Origin of the sequence: Paenibacillus ehimensis NBRC 15659 (assembly GCF_004000785.1) — a bacterium.
GTDB classification, from domain to species: domain Bacteria; phylum Bacillota; class Bacilli; order Paenibacillales; family NBRC-103111; genus Paenibacillus_G; species Paenibacillus_G ehimensis.
Genome location: NZ_BILX01000002.1, coordinates 1 through 19010, shown reverse-complemented (window position 1 = coordinate 19010; position 19010 = coordinate 1). Strand labels below are relative to the sequence as shown.

Genomic DNA, 19010 nt, shown 5'->3' with positions numbered 1-19010 from the left:
TCCCGTTAGCGCAGCGAGGCCGCCGATCGTCTGTCAGTCTGTTGCCCGTTACATAAAAGAAAAAGAACAGAGGCCGCGGCACTCTGCTCCCTGGGTAACTTTTTCCCCCGATACTCGGGCATAAAAGGAGCAATAGAACGTCACTTCGCTGCGACGGCTTCGATCTCAACGAGCAAATCCGGTGAAGCGAGCGCTTTGACAATAACTAACGTCGTCGCCGGGGGAGGGGTAGGCAAGTACCCTGCACCAGCCTCCATGAAGGCACCAAGCAAATTCTCATCCGTTAAATAGATCGTGGATTTTACGATGTCGTTTGCATCCATATCTGCGCCGGCAAGAACTTTATATAAATTATTGATCGCCAACTCCGTTTGTTGCCGAATATCTTTGCCGGGAATTCCGTCCGGTCCCACACCTACTTGACCTGAAATGAACAGCATCCGTTGGAAAGACGTAACCTCAACTCCGTGATGATATATGTCTGAGGAAACCATTCCCGGAGGGTTGAATTTTCTGTTCACAATCTCATCTCCCTTATCATCCTATTATTTTCCACACACCATCTCGGCATGTGCTCCAACTCGGAAGTGTATCTTAGGTTTTCCTTACGGCGAACCATAGTTCAACGGAATGAAACCCAGCTCTTTCACCGAAAACTTGTAATTCTATTTCACCCACCTGCTCGTAGCCTGATGTCGGAAGCCATTCCGTATAAAATCGTCGATACAACGTCTCAATGGTTTCACCGAACGCATCCCGGGCAATTGGTTCCGAGGGAAAGATGGCCCATGTTTGAGCGGGAATTGTTATGGTTGAATATCCGTTTATGTTACTGGTTCCGCTCTTAAAGGCACACAGCATATACGGGAAAGTTTCGTTCCCTGTATTCTTGTAACTGCAAACCCCATGTACTTTGTATGAATCTTGGCTTACGAAACTGGGCAAGTCGCCGGCGTTAGCAGCAAGTTGCTCAACTTCGCCATTGTCGTGGCTTTGTTGCCAGAATAGTGCCGGCGTGTTCGGTGCATCACCGCTTCCATCGTTACAAAAAACTCTTTCCATGCCGAATACTTCGAATGATTCCTTCGTTTCAATGCGATAATTCATCGCATCTACTCCTTTGATCGTGATCAGGAAGGAGAGGCGCGGATAGGCTTTAAGAGCAATTCCGTCTTGTCGAGCCATTGCCGGCGTGATTCCATGAAGAGATTGAAACGCTCGCGCGAAAGAAACTGGGGACTCGTAGCCGTATTTCATGGCGATATCAATCACTCTGGCCGCCCCGTTATTCTGCAATTCGAGTGCGGCAAGGGTGAGCTTTCTGCGCCGAATGTACTCCGCCAGTGTAACATTGGTAATGAACGAGAACATCCTCTGGAACTGATGAGACGAACAGCAAGCTCTACGCGCAACTTCACTCAGTTCAATCTCCCCTGCCAAGTTCATTTCGATATAGTCCATCGCCCGGTTCATCCGTTCAAGCCAATCCATCAGATTCCTCCTTTCAACCACAGTATAAATTACCAGAGATATCGCATCGCAACTATTTGTGCACAACAAAGTTTTGTCTTCCTGGACATTTTAAGTTCTCATCGCATTTTATCAGAATCACCTTCCGCTAACCTGCCCGTTAGTTCAATAAAAAGGACGCTCCCGCGCCTTCGCTTGGGCTACGTCCTCCTCATTATATAATTACTAATAAAAGAACGTACGCGGGTAGCATGTAGTGCTTAAACAGGGGACTTATCTCAACCTAAGCACTAAGAAAACCTAAGCACTAAGAAAATACTTATTTTATGAGGGCTGCCGTATGGCAATTCTAAAAGCCGCGTGGAATCAAGACATCCAATTCCGGCGTTAATCCCCGTCAGTTCGGCTCTTTATTCAGGTTGTAGCCATGCAGCTTCATCTGGTCTTCAATTTCCAACCGCAAAGAGCGATTATCCACCCGCACGGAACACCCTCCCCTAAATCTATAAAACCATACTACCATAACGGGGAATTAACATAAAATAACATGCCAATAAGAATTTCCTAGCGTAAATCCTGGAAATCTTTATTTAATAAAAGTAACCTTGATGGGCAGAAGTGCCACTCAAGGTTACTTGGGGGTTAGCGAAGTTAATTTGGGTTCAGTCAGAGCTTCTTGAATGTGTTCAAGCACGTCCGAGTCGGTTTCTTTTTCCAGAACTCCCTTGAATAGACCGATAATCCTGTCATCCTCGATTTGGGACAAGGCAGTTACTGCCGCACATCTAATATCGGGATCAGGGTCGCTAAGCAGATTACTGAGAGGTGTAATTAAACTTGGGGTTGGAAAAGATGCAGCGATATGCGCACACCAATACCTCACGCCGATATGTTCGCTATGTAATGCGGTAATTAAGTGCGGAACGACTTGCTCTATCGAATACTTCATCAAAACATCTTCAATCAGCTGATAGACCCCGAAGCCGCTGCCTTCGCCAAATGAATTTAGAAATAATGGAATGCACTGAGGATCAGGATGGTTTAAAAAGTGTACCCTCACGTCGTTATACTTTTTGATGACCTCGAACTTTTCCTCCGTATCTTTGGTGAAGGGCTGGTTATTTTTCAAAAACATAATGGCTTGTGCGGAATTCATATATGTCATCGAATCCTCCTAAAGATCCAAAGTTCAGCTCCAAGGAGTCACATCCTCCGTTCCAATCATGATCTGCTTCCAAGGTTAATTTAAGTCAGCACGGAACGGCTGTTTTCCGTTGGAAATATGGCATGGAGTTTTGCCGCTTCTTGAATCGGTATACTAGTGGTTCGTTTTTTGCTTATAGAAGAACAGCCGCTCGCGCAAAACAGTTTCAATTTGCTCGCTACTGTAACCAAGCTCGGCCAGCATTTTGGCCGTAACTCCGGCGTTCGCCATCGCCCTGCTTTCAGCATCGTGTAAATCCTTGAGGCCGTATAGCCTCTCGAAGATCGCGCCAATCCGGGCAAGATAGAGAATCCGCTCCTCGCTTTCCCCGGCCAATAAATAATCATGGTGCATTGTATCATCCACACACTTTCAGCTTCGAAGACTTTTGAGCCATGAGAATGTATTGATCCAGACGTTGACTTAGCTGTACCACCTCCTCGTGTGATAGTGAACCTTTCTCCTCAACCAATCGCACCAACTGCTGACGAAGCTGCCTGATTTTTCGTTCTAGTTTCATATTCATAGTTATCCACCATCCCCAACTCTATAATAATGCCATTTTTCCATATTAAGGGTCTTAGCATTTGAGAAATATTTTTTTCGACAAAAAATGCATCCAGGAGTGTGTTGTCCCAAATGCTTCTTCCTAGTCTGCGCTCATAAGAAAACCGCCCCTTGAAGAGGCGGTGATATCAAGCGAGGGTATTATTCAATCCATTGTCTCGGTCCTACGATGTGAAATAGCTGCTGTCTAGTCGGATTAAAGGCATCCTGTATTCGTTTAATCGTAAAGTCACTAATTGGTCGGGGTCCCCATAGTTCTTGCCGTAGCTGTGCTTTACTAACAAAACACGTCCTTCTGAATCCCCTATTAACATATTAGTCTACACCAGCATAACGCTAATAAGTGGCAATAAGTTTCATTGAGGATGAGAATGGAGAACTTCTGTAAGTATATGGTTTTATTCAGCAGCCATTGCGTCCGCTTTCGTGTTATGAACCGTACCAAATGGATGCTGAGGTGGAGCATAGATCGTATAAAGTTTAAGCGGGGTATTGCCCGTGTTTATTAAATTGTGCCATTTACCAGCAGGTATCATGATTGCATCATCATCATATACCCTTTTTTCAAAATTTACGGTATCTTTAGTATCACCCATACGGATGACACCTTGCCCCTCTTCAATACGCAAGAATTGGTCAACGGTAGGATGAACTTCTAAACCGATGTCTTGCCCGACATTGATACTCATCAGAGTCACTTGTAGGTTATTTCCTGACCATATGGCGGTCCGAAAGGTATTGTTTTGCTTGGCAGCCTCGTTAATATCCACAACAAACGGTATTCTTCCGTAATCTTTTAACTCGATTTTACCCTTCATCTTTGATGATTGCCGATGACCGAATTGGTTTGAATGGCTTATTTCTGGTGGAATCGCCCAGTACATAGGTTGTCTTGCATAGTTATACATGGGTTCGTTAACGTAGTACGGATATGGATACATATACTCAAAGTAATACATTTGGTTTAATCCTTCCCTTCACAAAGCATAAAATAGGTTATTCACGATGGCTTGGGAAGGTACTTTTGTTCTGTGATGAGTTACTTTGAGAAATTTTTGTTAGCTCATCTTCTTTCGACAAAAAAATACCCTGAAACGTCAAGAAGTATTCCGCCAGTCTAGTAGTCTGCCCCATGATCAAGCAGTTTGATAATAGAAGGCGGACTTTGAATAATCTCTAAATACTGCGTTCCGCTAAACAATCCAAACCCTAGAACCAACATCAGGATAAAAGCTTTCATCTTTCCTGCATCTCCTCTCTTATTGCGACAAATTGATAACGCCTGATTTGTTGCATCGATGCTTGTCCTCGATGTTTTTCAAATAAGGAAACACAGCGGACAAAGTCCTCATGCCGGTTCATTTTTTTGGCTAAGGACATACAGCATACCGTGTCATCAATGCCTTTATCCACTCGCCCGTTCTTGAATTCATAAACTGCTTTATGATAGCGAAACCAAAGGTGTCTTCCAGAATTAATTAAGTCGTTGTCAAACATAGTGAAGCGATCGATAGACCAGGAAAAACGCTCCAAAACTTGATCCACACAGAAGCCGTAAATATTCGCAGCTTTTAGAATCGTGGTCAATCCAGACAAAATCTCATTCACTTGATTGAGATTTTCTAAATATTCAGCGTATTCGTCTAGTATGCTATCATTACCCATCAATACTTCAAGCGTGAAAAGATTCGCTTTCGCGAAAACTTTAAATTGTTCAGCCTCTTTGCGGCCCGCCTCGTCAAGCGGCCTAAGTAACGCTTCGAGATCAGCATACTCTTGTACGACTTTCTTAGCCTTTTCGTATAGCCCCTTTTTTTCCAGCGCAATGCCTTTAAATAATAAACCCATGCCAAAATAATATACTAGGTGATGCTCAACGGCTACTGCTTCCTCCGTTTTTAGCTCGTGGAGAATAGAACTTAGTTCTATGAGTTCTTCAGCAAACCGTTCGACTTCGTCCCATTTCTCCAACGAATAACAAACCTTGGCCAGCTTTAAAAGTGCCGCAAGTTGGTGGTTTTCCGGCAAACGTTTTCTAAAAGGTTCAAATTGTATAACCGATTTCCAGTTCTTCTCGGCATCTGTGCCTTGAGCGATCAGAAATAAACGATAGTGGCTCATGGCTAGCATCTCGGAAAAACTATCTTTTACATTGTCGACAACAAGTTGATAAAAACGAGCCGATTCCTTATATCTTCCTTTCTGAAACAGCTTTTCCGCAACAGGAAAAATTACGGATACGTTCTTCGGATTATCCAAAATCTTAGAGATGACCGGTTCAATACAATCGTTTCTGCCAACTTCGGCACATCGTACCAGATACGGAATTAACCGCGGCCGAGACAATTTCTCTTCGGAAATACATTCCTCCGTATATAGCTCATATAGCCATCCGGGAACCTTTCCGAACACTCTTGCCAAAGCGTCTAATTGACGGATTGTCATTGCGCGGGAAACACCATTCAACGCCATGCTGAGATTTCCGACATTAATCCCCGTCAATTCAGCCACTTGATTCAGGTTATAGCCATGCTGCTTCATTTGGTCTTCAATTTCCACGCGCAAAGACCGGTTAACAACCCGCATAAAAGGCGCCCTCCTCAAATTTATAAGTATATTTTACCACAATATACCATTGCTATGAAACGAAAATATTCATAGTTTGGTTGAAAATAAGGGTTTATTTTACAATTTTCATCAAAAAAATTTATCTATCTTTCGCGAAATCTTGACTTTAAAGGAAGTTTTTATCTTTTTCTATAGGTTGGGTTTAATTATGAGGAATAAACTAAAATTAACCTTGGGTAATCCATGGGGAAATGCAAACGACATTGCGGGTGGGGATGGCTAATGAAGTACGAAACGAGCGAACGCAATGACATAATAGAACATAGCGGCTATGGCAAGAGCGGCATAACAGACACCTAGCGCATAGATTAGGCCTCTTCCCCCGTACCCCAACAGTTTCCAATACCACGGCAACGATTCTTCCGCAAACTTACCCCAATAGGATTGGGGATGACGCGGTTTCCAAGCATCGGTCTGGGGCCGATATTCACCTGGGTTTTGTTCCTTCATTACATCTCATCCTTTTTTCGGGGTTTTCCATGGAATAAATGTGTAACCTGATTTCAGGGCGTTCCAACGGAATAAAAAAAAAGATGACCCCTGACGAGTACAGGAATCATCTCTTAGCTGTGTACTCCTCGTCTGACGATAAGCTTTTGCTCAACCAATCTCATCAACCGCTGCCGCAGCTTCCTAATTTTCCGTTTTAGCTTTTTATTCATATTAACCGTCCCCGAATCCTATTATATTGATCGTTTTCCATATACAGGATTTATGGTTTTTGGAATAATTATTTTCGACAAAAAAAGCATTCGGGAGCGTTTCGTCCCGAATGCTACTAAAACAGCTGTCAAAAGTGTCTAAATGAAACGTTAAACAGCTCTGATAGGATATTGGAGGAAGCTTTCTATTTGCTGTTCTGACGCATAGTCCTTATATTGTTCAAATAAGGCGGTGCAGCGGACATAATCCTCATTCCGGCTCATGTTGTGGGCCAAGGCAAGGCACTGCAACGTCTCGTCCAGTCCTGCTTGGATTCGTCCGTGCCTGAACTCATAAATAGCTTTATGATACCTAAATCGAAGGTGTCGATCCGAAAGGATGAGATCGTCGTTAAAGGAATGAAAAGCATGAATGGTTTCAGAAAAACGCGACAATACGTGATCGACAGAGAAAGCATATGTATTTGCTGATTTTAAGATCGTGATCAATCCGGCCAGAATATCTGCAAGCCAGTTAAGATTCGCCAGATAATCGGCATATTCGTCAATAATGCCTTCGTTCCCGGCCAGCACCTCAAGCGTGTATAAATTCGCTTTTCCCCAGATTTTAAACATTTCTACTTCTTTTTTGACTTCTTCATCGAGCGGTTCCGGCCATTCCAGATTAGCATAGCCACGAACATATTTTTTGGACTGGTCATATAACCCTCGTTTTTCTAATGTAGCGCCTTTAAACAAAAGCCCAGCTCCGTAATAGTATACCAGATGTCGCTCGCTCTCAATCTTCACTCGGGTTCTGCATAATGCCATACTTAACTCTGCTAGCTCATCCGCGAATTTCTCAACCTCGTCCCACTTCTGCAATGCAAAGCAGACTTTGGTCAGCTTCAATAGAGCCGCCAATTGGAGGTGTTCGGGCAGACGGTTTCTGTACGGTTCAAACCGAATGGCCGCCCTCCAATTTTTCTCCGCATCCGTACCTTGAGCTATGAGAAATAATCGGTAATGACTCATAGCCAGCATCTCGGAGAAGCTATCCTTGGTCCCGTCAATTACGACTTGGTAGAAATGCTCTGCTTCCTGCAGTCTCTCCATCTGGAACAACTTCTCTGCCGCGGCAAAAATAATGGATACGTTCTTCGGGTTATCAAGAAGCTTGGAGATCACCGGTTCAATACAATCATGACGGCCGAGCTCTGCGCATCGCACTAAGTAAGGAATCAACCGCCGCCGGGACCATTTTTCCTCCGAAATGCATTCTTCGATATACAGCTCATACAGCCAGCCGGGTGCTTGGCCAAAAAGCTTGGCCAAAGCATCCAATTGACCGATTGTGATCGAACGGGCTACACCATTCAAGGCTCTACTTAAATTTCCTGCGTTGATCCCCGCTAACTCAGCCACTTGATTGAGGTTATAGCCGTGCAGTTTCATATGGTCTTCAATTTCCCAACGCAAAGGACGATTGACACCCCGCACGAAGAAATCCTCCCTTAGAAATATAAATCAATTTTACCTTAATATGCCATCAAAATAAAATGAAAATACCACATTTAAATAAATGCGCATACAACCAAGTGTCAGTGAGGCGCTGGATTAAGTCGCAGCAGCATTTGGGGACATTTTCCTTCCATTTCGCTCCAAACAGAAGTCCAACTTTAGGCTCCACTGTAGACTCAGGGGTATACAAGTATCTTATTTCACTTTCTCAATAAAACTATTGTTTCCCGTCGGAATCATTCATGGAGAAACAGTACCCACAGCTATTCTGCCCATTCGCTTAATCCCCAATCTTTTTCTTAGGGACAACAAAAAAGGATAGATTCATCCTCTACCCCTTCTTTGTCTTTTTCTATAACTCAACTCAGCGAATGAATACATTGGAATTATCTCCATGCAGTTTGTCCACATGATCGATGATTTCGGTAATATTAGCACTTTCCAACTGGAAGCGGTCATTTAAAGTGATAATCCACTTATCGTCAATGTAAGATACTAAAATTACTCCATTAACAGCTTTAATGGCAACGTTACGCATTTTTGCATCTTTCAAACCCATAATCTCATCATACAAAGGATGGGGTTCGCCATCTCTAAACAGTTCCATAAAAACCTCCGTTTTAGAATTAGGTTGCCCCAGGCGTAACCATTTTAATTCTTTAAATGGGTTCAAAACTTTTTTTATTATTTAAAGCCTCCCATGGCGGGAGGCTCAGCTCATAACAATCAATAAATTTCACTAGCGTCCGGAGCTAAATTCCGAACATGCTTTAAGTAGGCGGTGACGCGCTTGTCGTCCTCCAGAGGATATTCGTAGTTCAAACGGCTCGCCACATCCTGCGCGGTTCGGCGGAACAAGTCCCCCATGGCAAATAAAGCCCGCCATACTCCTTCATAAGTTGCGTCCGGGAAGGTGGACATCAATTCGTGCCAGCTCTCCCTCGAAAGATGCTTCTCTAAATATTTGCCGTTTTTGCCTGTGCTGATCGAGAAATCGGTGTGAATGCCAACCTGCCAGTCGAGCATTTGAATCAGCATCGGTCTCACGGCGACGTTCAAATGATCCTGGGCATAAAGCATTTCTTGCCTCCACAAGCCTTTGGCCACATACGTGGAAACCCACCAGAATTCGTTGCAGCAATCGGCAAAAAGCTTGGCCGACGGGCGCTCTACCCAGTAATCCTCGTCTGTCGGGGCCGGAAGCTGGGGAAGACAATTGTCCTTGTCCAACAAAACGACGGCCAGTGTATCGTCGTTGTTCCAGTTGTCCTTATCCTCGAAGGGACACAGGGTCAAGTCAATCCGGTTGCCATCCGTAAACAGCATCAGATAAGGGAACCTTCCATCCGATTCCGGAGGAATAAGCTCCATCTCTTCCGGCTTCTGCATGATCATTCGGCTGCCGAAGCGGTCAATCCACTGATTATCTTCAATTAAAGACTGCAGATCATGAACGATATACACAATATCATAATCCTGAAAAACATCCTTTGGCGCATTCGGATTGGTTCGCGACCCGTTCATCCCGACCGCCCGGATTCGCTCGTCGTTTCTGGCAATATCCAGAATTACATTCAGCATTTCCTGCTCGTTTCTCATCCTCGTTCAAACCTCCGTAGGGTATAGTTTGGGTTTGGCATTCCAACGAGGCAGGCGGCGGTCCGCGAATACGGACGACATCGGATGCTTTTAGATCGAGACGTTATAATTTATCCAACAGCTTTTTCATGATTATCGTCCTCCTGTCTCACTATTATAACTCCAGTTTGTGGAAGGATACAGCACTTCTTCCATTGGGCTGCTAGCCGTACCTCGCCATCATCTCGGCCAGCCTCCGTTTCATGTCATCGAGCAGCTCCGGCGGTGATTTCACCGTCGCATCTACGCCCAAGCCGATGAAAAACTGCGCCAGAAACGGAATGTCCCTCTTCGGCATGTGGCCTTCCAGCCATCCGGTGCCGTCCTCGCGACGATGCAGCTTGGTGGACGACCAATATTCGCCCTCGCATTTTTGGACTCCCTCCTCGCTCAGCTCCACATACAGATTGGTGAATTCCTGCTCCGCCGGAATCAGTGCCTCCCGGTTGCCGAGGTGGAGATGCCGGAGGTCGAGCGGCTGCGTTCCGGAAGTGTCCTCCGCCGCGGACCTGATCCGGTCGCACCGGAACAAGCGGATATCTTCGCGAAGGAAGCAGTAGGCGGGACAGTACCATAAGCCGCTGCTGGCAAAAATGCCGACCGGCTGTATGAGTCGGGCGGACACGCCATCGCGCGATTCGTATTCGATGCGGATCACCTGTTGCCGGATGGCTCCGTCCAGCAGAATCGACAGGTAAGGGAACTTCGCCTGTCTCGACGGGATTACAAAATCGATCCGGTTCTTCATCTCATCGATCCGGTCGCGGACATCCCCCGACATGTAAAAATAAAATTTGCTCAAGGCGGAGGAAGATTCCGTCTCGAAGGGAAGATAAGCATAGTGGCGCAGCGCATGACATGCGAAAAAGATGGCGACAGCCTCCTCCTCGGTGAAGGCGATCGGGGGCAAAATGCGTTCGTTCAATACCTGATACCCGCCGTGAGGTCCCACCTCCGAATACAACGGCACTCCAAGCTCGCTCAATTCCTGCAAATCGCGCAAAATCGTCCTCGTCGATACGTTAAACTCGGTCGCCAGCTCTTTGACGGTAAATTTCTTCTTTCGGTTGACGATCATCATCAATTCCATGAGTCGTTTTGATTTGGACATCGCATGGCTCCGATTTTATTTTTGTATTTGTGACAATAGTTGTCACTATTATAAGCTACAATAAGAACCAAGACCAGCTGAAGGAAACGAAGCCGGCCGAATCGATGAAACCAAACAAAGGAGCTGTTGAAGGATGACGTTGCAGGTTACCCCTTTTATTATGCTGGATGGCAAGGCGGAAGATGCGATCCGTTTTTACGAGCAAGCTTTGGGAGCCAAGGTCGTGTTCAAGCAATTGTTCGGTCAAGCGCCGGAAACCCCCGGGCAGCCGATGCCGGAGGAGGTAAAATCGCGTGTGGCGCACAGCGTGCTCAAGATCGGCGACGCGGAGTTGTTCGTGGCCGATGGGTACCCGGGCGAATTTGGACAGCGGGGCGACCAACTGAGCATCTGCATCACGAGCGGCGATGTCGAAACGTCGAAGCGCTTGTTCGAAGCGCTTCAGCAGGATGGTGAGGTGAAGATGCCGCTGGAGGAGATTTATTTTAGCCCCGCTTACGGCATGGTTACGGATAAATTCGGCGTCACCTTCCAAATCTTCACCAAAAGACCGTAACCTGATGCTTCAGGTTCTGACGGAAAGCCCTACCTCCTGCTCGCTCCAGGCCCATGGCCTGCGGGCGAGCGCCTCGGGGGCTAGGAAAAACGGCCGCAGCCGGGCGTGAATCCTGCGGCCGAACCCGGTGGCGCGGTCGACGCCGAGATCCAGCTTCATCAGCCGCACTGCCGCTACGCTTCCTGCAGCGTCTATACGCCGCGTTCCCGGCTGCGGCATGCTAATGACATGCGCCCCCAGCCTCGCCGGCTCCACTGTTGCAGCGAGCCCCATCCCAAAGTTGGCCCCCGTTACGATCACGGTGCGGTCCCGCATCCGAATCCCCCCTTTTATAGTACTTCCGCTGTCATCGTAGGTCAGAATGTTCCGCCTGAATCGGGGAGGGGCATTCTTTTTTTAGTCGAATTTGGATTTGACAGGGACGAAAACCGGACATAAAATTAAATTATTTAATTAATAATGTCTAAAATATTCAATGGTCTATCTAACCGGCATCTTGAGGTGCCGAGGACAGATCCAAGCGAGCGGAGATGATCATGAAGCATGTTGAAGTTGTTTGCTTATTTGAAGCCGTACCGTGCGTCTATCGCGATCGTTCTGGCTTTGATTTTCCTGCAGTCTTTATCCGATTTGTATTTGCCTACGCTCATGGCCGACATTGTCGATATTGGGGTTGTGCAGGGAGATACGCCCTATATTTTGCGGATCGGAGGCTTTATGCTGCTGGTGGCGGCAGCCGGCACGGTCTGTTCCGTCGCGGCGAGCTATTATTCCTCCAAGGTGGCCGCAGGCTTCGGCCAGCGGCTGCGCGGCAGCGTATTCGAGCATGTGGAGAATTTCTCGCTGCAGGAGTTTGACCGGATCGGCACGGCCTCGCTGATCACGAGGACGACCAACGACATCACGCAGGTACAGCAGGTGCTTACGATGATGCTGCGGATGATGGTCAGCGCGCCGATGCTCTGTATCGGGGGGATCGTCATGGCCGTATCGCAGGACGCCAAGCTGTCGCTGGTCCTGATCGTGATTATCCCCGTGCTGGTGGGAGCGATTTTCTTCATTGCAAGCAAAGGCATTCCGCTGTTCAAAGCGATGCAGACGAAGCTCGACAAGCTGAATCTGGTACTGCGCGAAGGGCTGACCGGGATTCGCGTCATTCGTGCGTTTAACCGCGCCGGGCACGAGAAGCGGCGGTTTAACGAGGCTAACCTCGACCTGACCGGGACGGGGCTGAAAGTGAACCGGATCATGGGGGCCATGATGCCCGTCATGATGCTGACGATGAATTTTGCGACCATTGCGATTATTTGGTTCGGCAGCTTCCGCATCGACAGCGGCGATATGCAGGTCGGTTCGCTGATGGCATTCCTGCAGTACGCGATGCAGATCATGTTCTCGCTGATGATGGTGTCCATGATGTTCGTCATGATTCCGCGCGCATCGGTTTCCGCTGCCCGGATCCGGGAGGTGCTGGACATGGTGCCCACGCTGAACGATCCCGAACAAGCCAAAGACGGCGGTACGCTTAAAGGATATGTCGAGTTTCAGGAAGTATCGTTCAGCTACCCGGGCGCAGAGAAACCGGCGATCGAAGGCATCACGTTCACAGCGGGGCCTGGGGAAGTGACGGCGATCATCGGCGGCACCGGCGCGGGCAAATCGACGCTGATCAGCCTTATCCCGCGGTTCTACGACGCAGCCGAAGGGCGCGTGCTGGTGGACGGCACGGACGTCAGAGAGATGACGCAGGAAGCGCTGCGCGCCAAGATCGGATTCGTTCCGCAAAAAGCCGTGCTGTTCTCGGGGACGATCCGGGACAATATCCGGTACGGCAAAGAGGATGCGACGGAGGAAGAAATTCGCCATGCGGCCGATATCGCGCAAGCGACGGAATTTATAAGCGAGATGAAGGACGGCTTCGATTCCGTGATTGCTCAAGGCGGGTCGAACGTATCCGGCGGGCAGAAGCAGCGTCTCTCGATTGCCCGCGCGCTGGTGCGGCGGCCGGATATTTACGTGTTCGACGACAGCTTCTCGGCGCTCGATTTCAAGACGGACGCGAAGCTGCGGGCGGCCCTGCGGGAAGAGACGGGAGAGGCTACCGTCATTATCGTGGCGCAGAGAGTCAGCACGGTGATCGATGCCGACCGGATCGTCGTCCTGGACGAAGGCCGGATCGCGGGCATTGGCCGGCACCGGGAGCTGCTGGACACCTGTAAGGTGTACCGGGAAATCGTATCCTCGCAGCTTTCCGAGGACGAGCTTGCCGGAAGCGGCGCGGCCCAAGGGGCGGAAGAAGCGGATGAAGACGCGGTCGCATTGCGCGCCGGAAAGGAGGAGACTCGATGAGTGAACAACGCAAAACCCCGGGTCCCGGCGGCGGAGGCCCGTTTGGAAGAGGCCCGGGGATGGGGATGCCGGTGCAGAAGGCGAAGGATTTCAAAGGCACCTTGAAGCGGCTGATCCGGTATTTGCTGCCCCGCAAATATCAATTGCTCGCCGTGTTTGCCGCGTCCGTGATCAGCACGATATTCAGCATCATCAGTCCGAAGCTGATGGGACAGGCGACCACCAAGCTGTTCGAGGGCTTGATGCAGAAGCTGAAGGGCGTGCCGGGAGCGCATATCGATTTCGGCTATGTGCATTATATTCTGCTGATGCTGGCGGTATTGTATATCGTGAGCGCGGCGTTCGCTTATGTGCAGCAGTATTTGATGGCCGGCGTAGCGCAGAAGACGGTGTACGCCATGCGCAAAGAGGTGAATGAGAAGCTGGCGCGGCTGCCGCTCAAGTTCTTCGATTCGAAGACGAACGGGGAAATTCTGAGTCGCGTCGTGAACGACGTGGACAACATCAGCAGCACGCTGCAGCAAAGCTTGACGCAGCTGATTACCTCTCTGATCACCTTGGTCGGCGTCATCGCGATGATGCTGACGATCAGTCCGATCATGACGCTGATCGTGTTCCTGACGCTGCCGCTCAGCCTGCTCGTGACCAAGGCGGTCGCCTCCCGCTCGCAAGGCTACTTCAAGGAGCAGCAAAAGTCGCTTGGCGAGCTCAACGGGCACGTGGAGGAAATGTATACGGGCCACAAAATCGTCAAAGCGTTCGGCCGCGAGCGCCAGTCGGTCGACACGTTCAACGGCATTAACGAGAAGCTGTACGAGTCCGGCTGGAAGGCGCAATTTATTTCGGGCATCATCATGCCGATGATGAGCTTTATCGGCAATGTCGGCTACGTCCTCGTCAGTGTCGTCGGCGGGCTCCTGGTCACGAAGAGGTCGATCGAGATTGGCGACATTCAAGCGTTTATTCAATATTCCAGGCAGTTCTTCATGCCGATCACCCAACTGGCGACGATTGCCAACGTCATTCAGTCGACCATCGCTTCGGCGGAACGTGTGTTCGAGCTGCTGGACGAGCCGGAGGAAGACCCGGAGCATGCCGAGGGAAAACGCCTTGGCGCGGCGAAGGGAGAGGTGCGGTTCGAAGGCGTCCGGTTCGGCTATAAGCCGGATGACGTGCTGATCGACAACATGAACATCGACGTCAAGCCGGGACAGACGATCGCGATCGTCGGCCCGACCGGCGCGGGCAAAACGACATTGATTAACCTGCTGATGCGCTTCTACGAGGTCGGCGACGGCCGGATTACCATCGACGGTACGGATATTACGGAAATGAAGCGCGGCGACCTGCGAAGCTTGTTCGGCATGGTGCTTCAGGATACGTGGCTGTTCAACGGGACGATCCGGGACAACATCGCATACGGCCGCGAAGGGGCAAGCGAGGAAGAGATCATTCAGGCCGCGCGGGCGGCGCATGCGGACCACTTTATCCGGACGCTGCCGGACGGCTATGATACGGTCTTGAACGAGGAAGCGTCGAATATCTCGCAAGGCCAGAAGCAGCTTCTGACCATTGCCCGCGCGATTCTCGCCGACCCGGCGATCCTGATTCTCGACGAAGCGACCAGCAGCGTCGATACGCGGACGGAGGTCCATATTCAGAAGGCGATGAACGAGCTGATGAAAGGCAGAACCAGCTTCGTCATTGCGCACCGCTTATCCACGATTCGCGAGGCCGATCTGATTCTCGTCATGAACAAAGGCAGCGTGATCGAGCAGGGTACCCACGAGGAGCTTCTCGCGCAAGGAGGTTTTTATGCCGAGCTGTACCGCAGCCAGTTCACCGGCGGAGGGCGGGGACAGGAGGCGGGGTGAGCTGGCGGGAGCCTGCCTTAGGCTAAGTGGATAGGCTGTCCGTGCCAGGCGGAGTCAGCCAAGGTACATCAACCGGGTTTGAAAAAGTTATTACCTAGGAAAAGCCACCGATCAGGTCACCCAACCTGACGACGGTGGTTTTTTCGCTTGCTATGAGATTCCAAATCAAACTAAAGAAGAACAGGAAGCCGTCCGATCTGCCGAACAGGTGGTTTGAAGAAATCGCTCCGATGCATTTGACTTTTGGAAAAGCGTATGTTTCAATGAAACTAATTTGCGGGGGGACTACGTTGTAGTTGAGAAGGTTAAAACCTGACCCTTTGAACCTGTTGGTTAATACCGGCGTAGGGAAGCGAATCATTACATCTCTATGTATATGATTAGGGCGCATTCCACGAACGGGAGAGCGCTCTATTTTTATATGCTAAAACTGAATAGTGTTTATTGTTTGCGGGGGGACCGTTCGCGGTTGAGAAGGTTAAAACCTGACCCATTGAACCTGTTAGTTAATACTGGCGTAGGGAAGCAAATAACAATGGATCGTGCGTGTTATTTTCCCCTTGTCAGCAGTAGGACAAGGGCTTTTTATTTTATTCATTTAACAGAGCGGAGATGATAGACTTGAAAAAAGTATTGACGATTGCCGGTTCGGATTGCAGCGGAGGCGCCGGCATTCAAGCCGACTTAAAAACATTCTCGGCGCATGGCGTTTTTGGCATGAGCGTCATTGTTTCGGTGGTCGCCGAAAACACGAGCCGCGTCATTGACATCCAGGATGTCAGGCCCGATATGATCGAAAAACAAATCGACGCCGTGTTTGAGGATATTGACGTGGACGCTGTAAAGATCGGTATGCTCTCACAGCCCAATTGCATGGAGGCCGTCGCAGGAAAGCTCAAACAATACGCTCCCGCTAATATTGTTCTCGACCCTGTGATGTATGCGAAAAACGGCTGTCCGCTTATGAACCCCGAGGCCATAGACACGCTGATCGAAAAGGTTATTCCGTTCGCCGACCTCCTTACTCCCAATATTCCGGAAGCGGAGAAGATCGCCGGTATGCAAATTCACAATGTCGAAGATATGAAAAAAGCGGCCGCGGCGATTCATCGTATGGGTTGTAAAAACGTCCTTGTCAAAGGCGGTCATGCCGCAGGAAGCGCGCTGGATCTATTGTTTGACGGGGAGCGGTTTTATACGTTTGATGCCGAGCGTATTGAGACCAAAAATACGCATGGCACAGGCTGCACCTATTCGGCCGCTATTGCCTCCAACCTCGCATTGGGGTGCAGCTTACAGGAAGCGGTACGTCGAGCGAAGGCATATATCACAACGGCCATTCGGCACTCCTTGTCGATCGGGAAGGGGCACGGTCCCACTCATCATTTTTATGAGCTTTACCACAACGGCTTAAAGAATGGAGCTGAGATCCATGAATAATAATCCAACCTCAAGCATCGGCGATTTATTGGGCAGCGTCCGGCGAACAAAGCCTTTGGTTCACCATCTTACCAACTATGTGACGGTAAACGACTGCGCCAACGTTACGCTTGCCATCGGCGCTTCTCCCATCATGGCGGACGATATCGAAGAAGCCGCTGACATGACCGCCATATCCTCCGCGCTTGTGTTGAATATAGGGACATTGAATACGCGAACCGTAGAATCCATGCTTGCCGCGGGGAAGAAAGCAAATGAGATGGGCACCCCCGTCGTTCTGGACCCCGTGGGCGCGGGCGCGTCGAAGCTTCGCAATCAGACGGTTAGAATGATGCTTGAACAGTTAAAATTCAGCGTCATCCGCGGCAATATGTCTGAAATCCGTTTTATCGCCGGACTCCAGGCAACGACGAAAGGTGTGGACGCCTCCGAAGCGGACTTGGAAAACGGTCTGCAAAGCGGCATCGATATTGCGAACAAATTGGCGGAGCAATATCACTGTACGGTGGCCATCACCGGCGCAACCGATATCGTATCCGATGGCAAAAGCGTCATTTGTATGGAGAATGGGCATCCCATGCTCGGCTCTATCACCGGTACAGGATGTATGAGTACTTCCCTTATCGGCTCATTCTGCGGCGTGACGGCGGATTACCGCATGGCGGCCGTCGCCGGTCTTTTGTGTATGGGGATTGCAGGGGAGCTTGCTTATGAAACGGCCGGTCAACAAGGAAACGGCAGCTACCGTGTAGCTCTCATCGATGAAATAAGCAAAATAAACTCCCAAACGATGCACGAGAGGGCCAAAGTATATGAAGCCTGAGATGGATGGCGGAATCTCTCAAGCCAAACCGGCGCCTTGCCGGTAGAGCCGCTTGGTAAGAAACAATTTCATATCATCCTGCACAACCGGAATTTTGGCAGCAGTCCATGACGAAAATCGATGTGATTTTCATTACAAAAGAACTATTTTTCATTTGATAAATAGGACAAATGGAGTATATAATGATGGAAAACAGCAAAGAGGTGTAATCTATTGGTTAGGAAAAAGAGTATTTTATTGGTGGCATTATCTTTTATTGTTTTGAGCATTTTGGTTTTTCCTGGTTTTGCTCAAACCGCGAAAGCAGCTACGGTTGGGGGACAGCTAACAGCACCGGAACAAGGTTGGAAAAGGTTTGACGATCATCATCCGTGGATTAAGTATAATGGAACTCCACTAAATCAAAACAGCGGACAAGGATTATATAACGACACCGGCTACGGAGTTTCAGGCAAAGATTCGGTCGAATTTTATTTTACTGGAACAAAAATGAGATTTATCGGTGCTAATTTTAGCAATAGAAGCGCATTGGCGAATATTGAAGTTTACATTGATGGCGCCTTAAAAGGAAGTTTTTCGCAGTATTCTTCGAGTTTTGCAGCTCAAGTATTAAATTTTGAGATTACAGGCTTAAATGACGCCAAACATAAAGTCAAAGTGCAGTCAAAGGATGACGGGCTATTCGTCTTTGACGCTATTGATATTAGTGAAACAGGGGATCTCGTTGCTCCGGATGTCACCCCTGATCCTAATCCTAATCCCACTCCTACTACCACAAAATTATTTGTAGGAGATAACTCGATGTATCTTTTGGATACTAACGGCGAGGTATGGTCTTGGGGAAGCAACGACTATGGACAGCTAGGTCTTGGCGACACAACGAAAAGAGTGGTAAAAACCAAGATTCCAGGATTAACCGGCATCACGGATATTGTTGTGAAAGATCACTTTGTTATCGCCCTTAAAAGCGACGGCAAAGTTTATGGCTGGGGAAATAATACGTCCGGAGTACTCGGGGCGGTTGGGGAAATCGTCAAACAGCCGGTTATCATTGAAAGTGATATCACCGCAATTGATGGAGCCAATTAAATCATACGGCCAAAGATGACTTCTGAATTCAAGAAGTCATCTTTTTTTTCGATGCCGCCGGTTCGCCCGCCGTTCCCGAAGGGGAGCGGCGGGCTCTTT

General features: G+C 48.8%; 19 protein-coding genes and 2 riboswitches. Of the genes, 6 read left to right on the top strand and 13 right to left on the bottom strand.

Translation table 11 applies throughout. The annotated features are described in order from the left end of the window. Positions 1–140: 140 nt before the first annotated feature. From PEH01S_RS01265 to PEH01S_RS01215, 12 genes are all read right to left on the bottom strand, one after another. Complete coding sequence (locus PEH01S_RS01265) at positions 141–521, bottom strand: RidA family protein (RefSeq protein WP_127483668.1); 381 nt, start codon at positions 519–521, stop codon at positions 141–143. A gap of 73 nt (positions 522–594) precedes the next feature. Further along, the gene (locus tag PEH01S_RS01260) at positions 595–1491 is read right to left on the bottom strand and encodes an AraC family transcriptional regulator (protein ID WP_127483667.1); all 897 of its coding nucleotides are present in this window, start codon (positions 1489–1491) and stop codon (positions 595–597) included. Between the two features lie 610 nt (positions 1492–2101). After that, the gene (locus PEH01S_RS01255) at positions 2102–2626 is read right to left on the bottom strand and encodes a HEAT repeat domain-containing protein (protein ID WP_127483666.1); all 525 of its coding nucleotides are present in this window, start codon (positions 2624–2626) and stop codon (positions 2102–2104) included. Positions 2627–2788: 162 nt separating this feature from the next. Further along, on the bottom strand, positions 2789–3040 hold the full coding sequence (locus PEH01S_RS01250) for a hypothetical protein (RefSeq protein ID WP_246062755.1): 252 nt from the start codon (positions 3038–3040) through the stop codon (positions 2789–2791). After that, positions 3033–3194: an aspartyl-phosphate phosphatase Spo0E family protein gene (locus PEH01S_RS01245; RefSeq protein WP_246062763.1), complete on the bottom strand. Its 162-nt coding sequence runs from the start codon at positions 3192–3194 to the stop codon at positions 3033–3035. The genes PEH01S_RS01250 and PEH01S_RS01245 overlap by 8 nt, the downstream gene beginning before the upstream one ends. A gap of 445 nt (positions 3195–3639) precedes the next feature. Beyond that, positions 3640–4200 (bottom strand): cupin domain-containing protein, encoded by a 561-nt coding sequence (locus tag PEH01S_RS01240; protein ID WP_127483665.1) that lies wholly within the window; start codon positions 4198–4200, stop codon positions 3640–3642. Between the two features lie 158 nt (positions 4201–4358). Further along, positions 4359–4481: a hypothetical protein gene (locus PEH01S_RS35745; RefSeq protein ID WP_281281412.1), complete on the bottom strand. Its 123-nt coding sequence runs from the start codon at positions 4479–4481 to the stop codon at positions 4359–4361. Continuing rightward, complete coding sequence (locus PEH01S_RS01235; protein ID WP_127483664.1) at positions 4478–5827, bottom strand: helix-turn-helix domain-containing protein; 1350 nt, start codon at positions 5825–5827, stop codon at positions 4478–4480. Before PEH01S_RS01235 ends, PEH01S_RS35745 begins: the two co-directional genes overlap by 4 nt. 854 nt (positions 5828–6681) lie before the next feature. Next, entirely contained in the window at positions 6682–8010 is a 1329-nt protein-coding gene (locus PEH01S_RS01230) for a helix-turn-helix domain-containing protein (protein WP_127483663.1), read from the bottom strand. 385 nt (positions 8011–8395) lie between these two features. Continuing rightward, positions 8396–8638 carry a hypothetical protein gene (locus PEH01S_RS01225; protein ID WP_025852148.1) on the bottom strand — a complete coding sequence of 81 codons (243 nt, stop codon included), beginning with the start codon at positions 8636–8638 and terminating at the stop codon, positions 8396–8398. Between the two features lie 119 nt (positions 8639–8757). Then, entirely contained in the window at positions 8758–9630 is an 873-nt protein-coding gene (locus PEH01S_RS01220) for an aminoglycoside 6-adenylyltransferase (protein ID WP_127483662.1), read from the bottom strand. Positions 9631–9832: 202 nt separating this feature from the next. Beyond that, on the bottom strand, positions 9833–10780 hold the full coding sequence (locus PEH01S_RS01215; protein WP_127483661.1) for a helix-turn-helix transcriptional regulator: 948 nt from the start codon (positions 10778–10780) through the stop codon (positions 9833–9835). Between the two features lie 133 nt (positions 10781–10913). Here PEH01S_RS01215 and PEH01S_RS01210 point away from each other — a divergent pair, with 133 nt between their 5' ends. Further along, on the top strand, positions 10914–11336 hold the full coding sequence (locus tag PEH01S_RS01210) for a VOC family protein (protein WP_127483660.1): 423 nt from the start codon (positions 10914–10916) through the stop codon (positions 11334–11336). 9 nt (positions 11337–11345) lie between these two features. Here the strand turns inward: PEH01S_RS01210 and PEH01S_RS35260 are convergent, their stop codons facing one another. Continuing rightward, positions 11346–11651, bottom strand: a complete 306-nt coding sequence (locus PEH01S_RS35260) for a Rossmann-fold NAD(P)-binding domain-containing protein (RefSeq protein ID WP_246062754.1) — start codon at positions 11649–11651, stop codon at positions 11346–11348. Positions 11652–11879: 228 nt separating this feature from the next. Here PEH01S_RS35260 and PEH01S_RS01200 point away from each other — a divergent pair, with 228 nt between their 5' ends. The 5 genes from PEH01S_RS01200 (at position 11880) to PEH01S_RS01180 (ending at position 18911) form a co-directional block, all read left to right on the top strand. Continuing rightward, on the top strand, positions 11880–13685 hold the full coding sequence (locus PEH01S_RS01200) for an ABC transporter ATP-binding protein (RefSeq protein ID WP_127483659.1): 1806 nt from the start codon (positions 11880–11882) through the stop codon (positions 13683–13685). After that, a complete protein-coding gene (locus PEH01S_RS01195; RefSeq protein ID WP_127483658.1) occupies positions 13682–15559 on the top strand; it encodes an ABC transporter ATP-binding protein in 1878 nt (625 codons plus the stop codon). Before PEH01S_RS01200 ends, PEH01S_RS01195 begins: the two co-directional genes overlap by 4 nt. A gap of 268 nt (positions 15560–15827) precedes the next feature. After that, positions 15828–15928, top strand: a riboswitch (TPP riboswitch). Positions 15929–16001: 73 nt separating this feature from the next. Continuing rightward, positions 16002–16101: riboswitch (TPP riboswitch) on the top strand. A gap of 79 nt (positions 16102–16180) precedes the next feature. After that, positions 16181–16999: a bifunctional hydroxymethylpyrimidine kinase/phosphomethylpyrimidine kinase gene (gene thiD / locus PEH01S_RS01190; RefSeq protein WP_127483657.1), complete on the top strand. Its 819-nt coding sequence runs from the start codon at positions 16181–16183 to the stop codon at positions 16997–16999. Then, complete coding sequence (gene thiM, locus PEH01S_RS01185) at positions 16992–17822, top strand: hydroxyethylthiazole kinase (RefSeq protein ID WP_127483656.1); 831 nt, start codon at positions 16992–16994, stop codon at positions 17820–17822. The genes thiD and thiM overlap by 8 nt, the downstream gene beginning before the upstream one ends. Positions 17823–18035: 213 nt before the next feature. Continuing rightward, positions 18036–18911, top strand: coding sequence for a hypothetical protein (locus PEH01S_RS01180; protein ID WP_127483655.1), 876 nt, complete (start codon positions 18036–18038; stop codon positions 18909–18911). Positions 18912–19010: the final 99 nt, after the last annotated feature.

Coding starts and splice junctions, on each gene's coding strand:
- PEH01S_RS01260 (WP_127483667.1), bottom strand. CDS start 1,491: ATGGATTGGCTTGAACGGATGAACCGGGCGATGGACTATATCGAAATG.
- PEH01S_RS01255 (WP_127483666.1), bottom strand. CDS start 2,626: ATGAATTCCGCACAAGCCATTATGTTTTTGAAAAATAACCAGCCCTTC.
- PEH01S_RS01245 (WP_246062763.1), bottom strand. CDS start 3,194: ATGAAACTAGAACGAAAAATCAGGCAGCTTCGTCAGCAGTTGGTGCGA.
- PEH01S_RS01240 (WP_127483665.1), bottom strand. CDS start 4,200: ATGTATTACTTTGAGTATATGTATCCATATCCGTACTACGTTAACGAA.
- PEH01S_RS35745 (WP_281281412.1), bottom strand. CDS start 4,481: ATGAAAGCTTTTATCCTGATGTTGGTTCTAGGGTTTGGATTGTTTAGC.
- PEH01S_RS01235 (WP_127483664.1), bottom strand. CDS start 5,827: ATGCGGGTTGTTAACCGGTCTTTGCGCGTGGAAATTGAAGACCAAATG.
- PEH01S_RS01225 (WP_025852148.1), bottom strand. CDS start 8,638: ATGGAACTGTTTAGAGATGGCGAACCCCATCCTTTGTATGATGAGATT.
- PEH01S_RS01220 (WP_127483662.1), bottom strand. CDS start 9,630: ATGAGAAACGAGCAGGAAATGCTGAATGTAATTCTGGATATTGCCAGA.
- PEH01S_RS01215 (WP_127483661.1), bottom strand. CDS start 10,780: ATGTCCAAATCAAAACGACTCATGGAATTGATGATGATCGTCAACCGA.
- PEH01S_RS01210 (WP_127483660.1), top strand. CDS start 10,914: ATGACGTTGCAGGTTACCCCTTTTATTATGCTGGATGGCAAGGCGGAA.
- PEH01S_RS35260 (WP_246062754.1), bottom strand. CDS start 11,651: ATGCGGGACCGCACCGTGATCGTAACGGGGGCCAACTTTGGGATGGGG.
- PEH01S_RS01200 (WP_127483659.1), top strand. CDS start 11,880: ATGTTGAAGTTGTTTGCTTATTTGAAGCCGTACCGTGCGTCTATCGCG.
- PEH01S_RS01195 (WP_127483658.1), top strand. CDS start 13,682: ATGAGTGAACAACGCAAAACCCCGGGTCCCGGCGGCGGAGGCCCGTTT.
- thiM (WP_127483656.1), top strand. CDS start 16,992: ATGAATAATAATCCAACCTCAAGCATCGGCGATTTATTGGGCAGCGTC.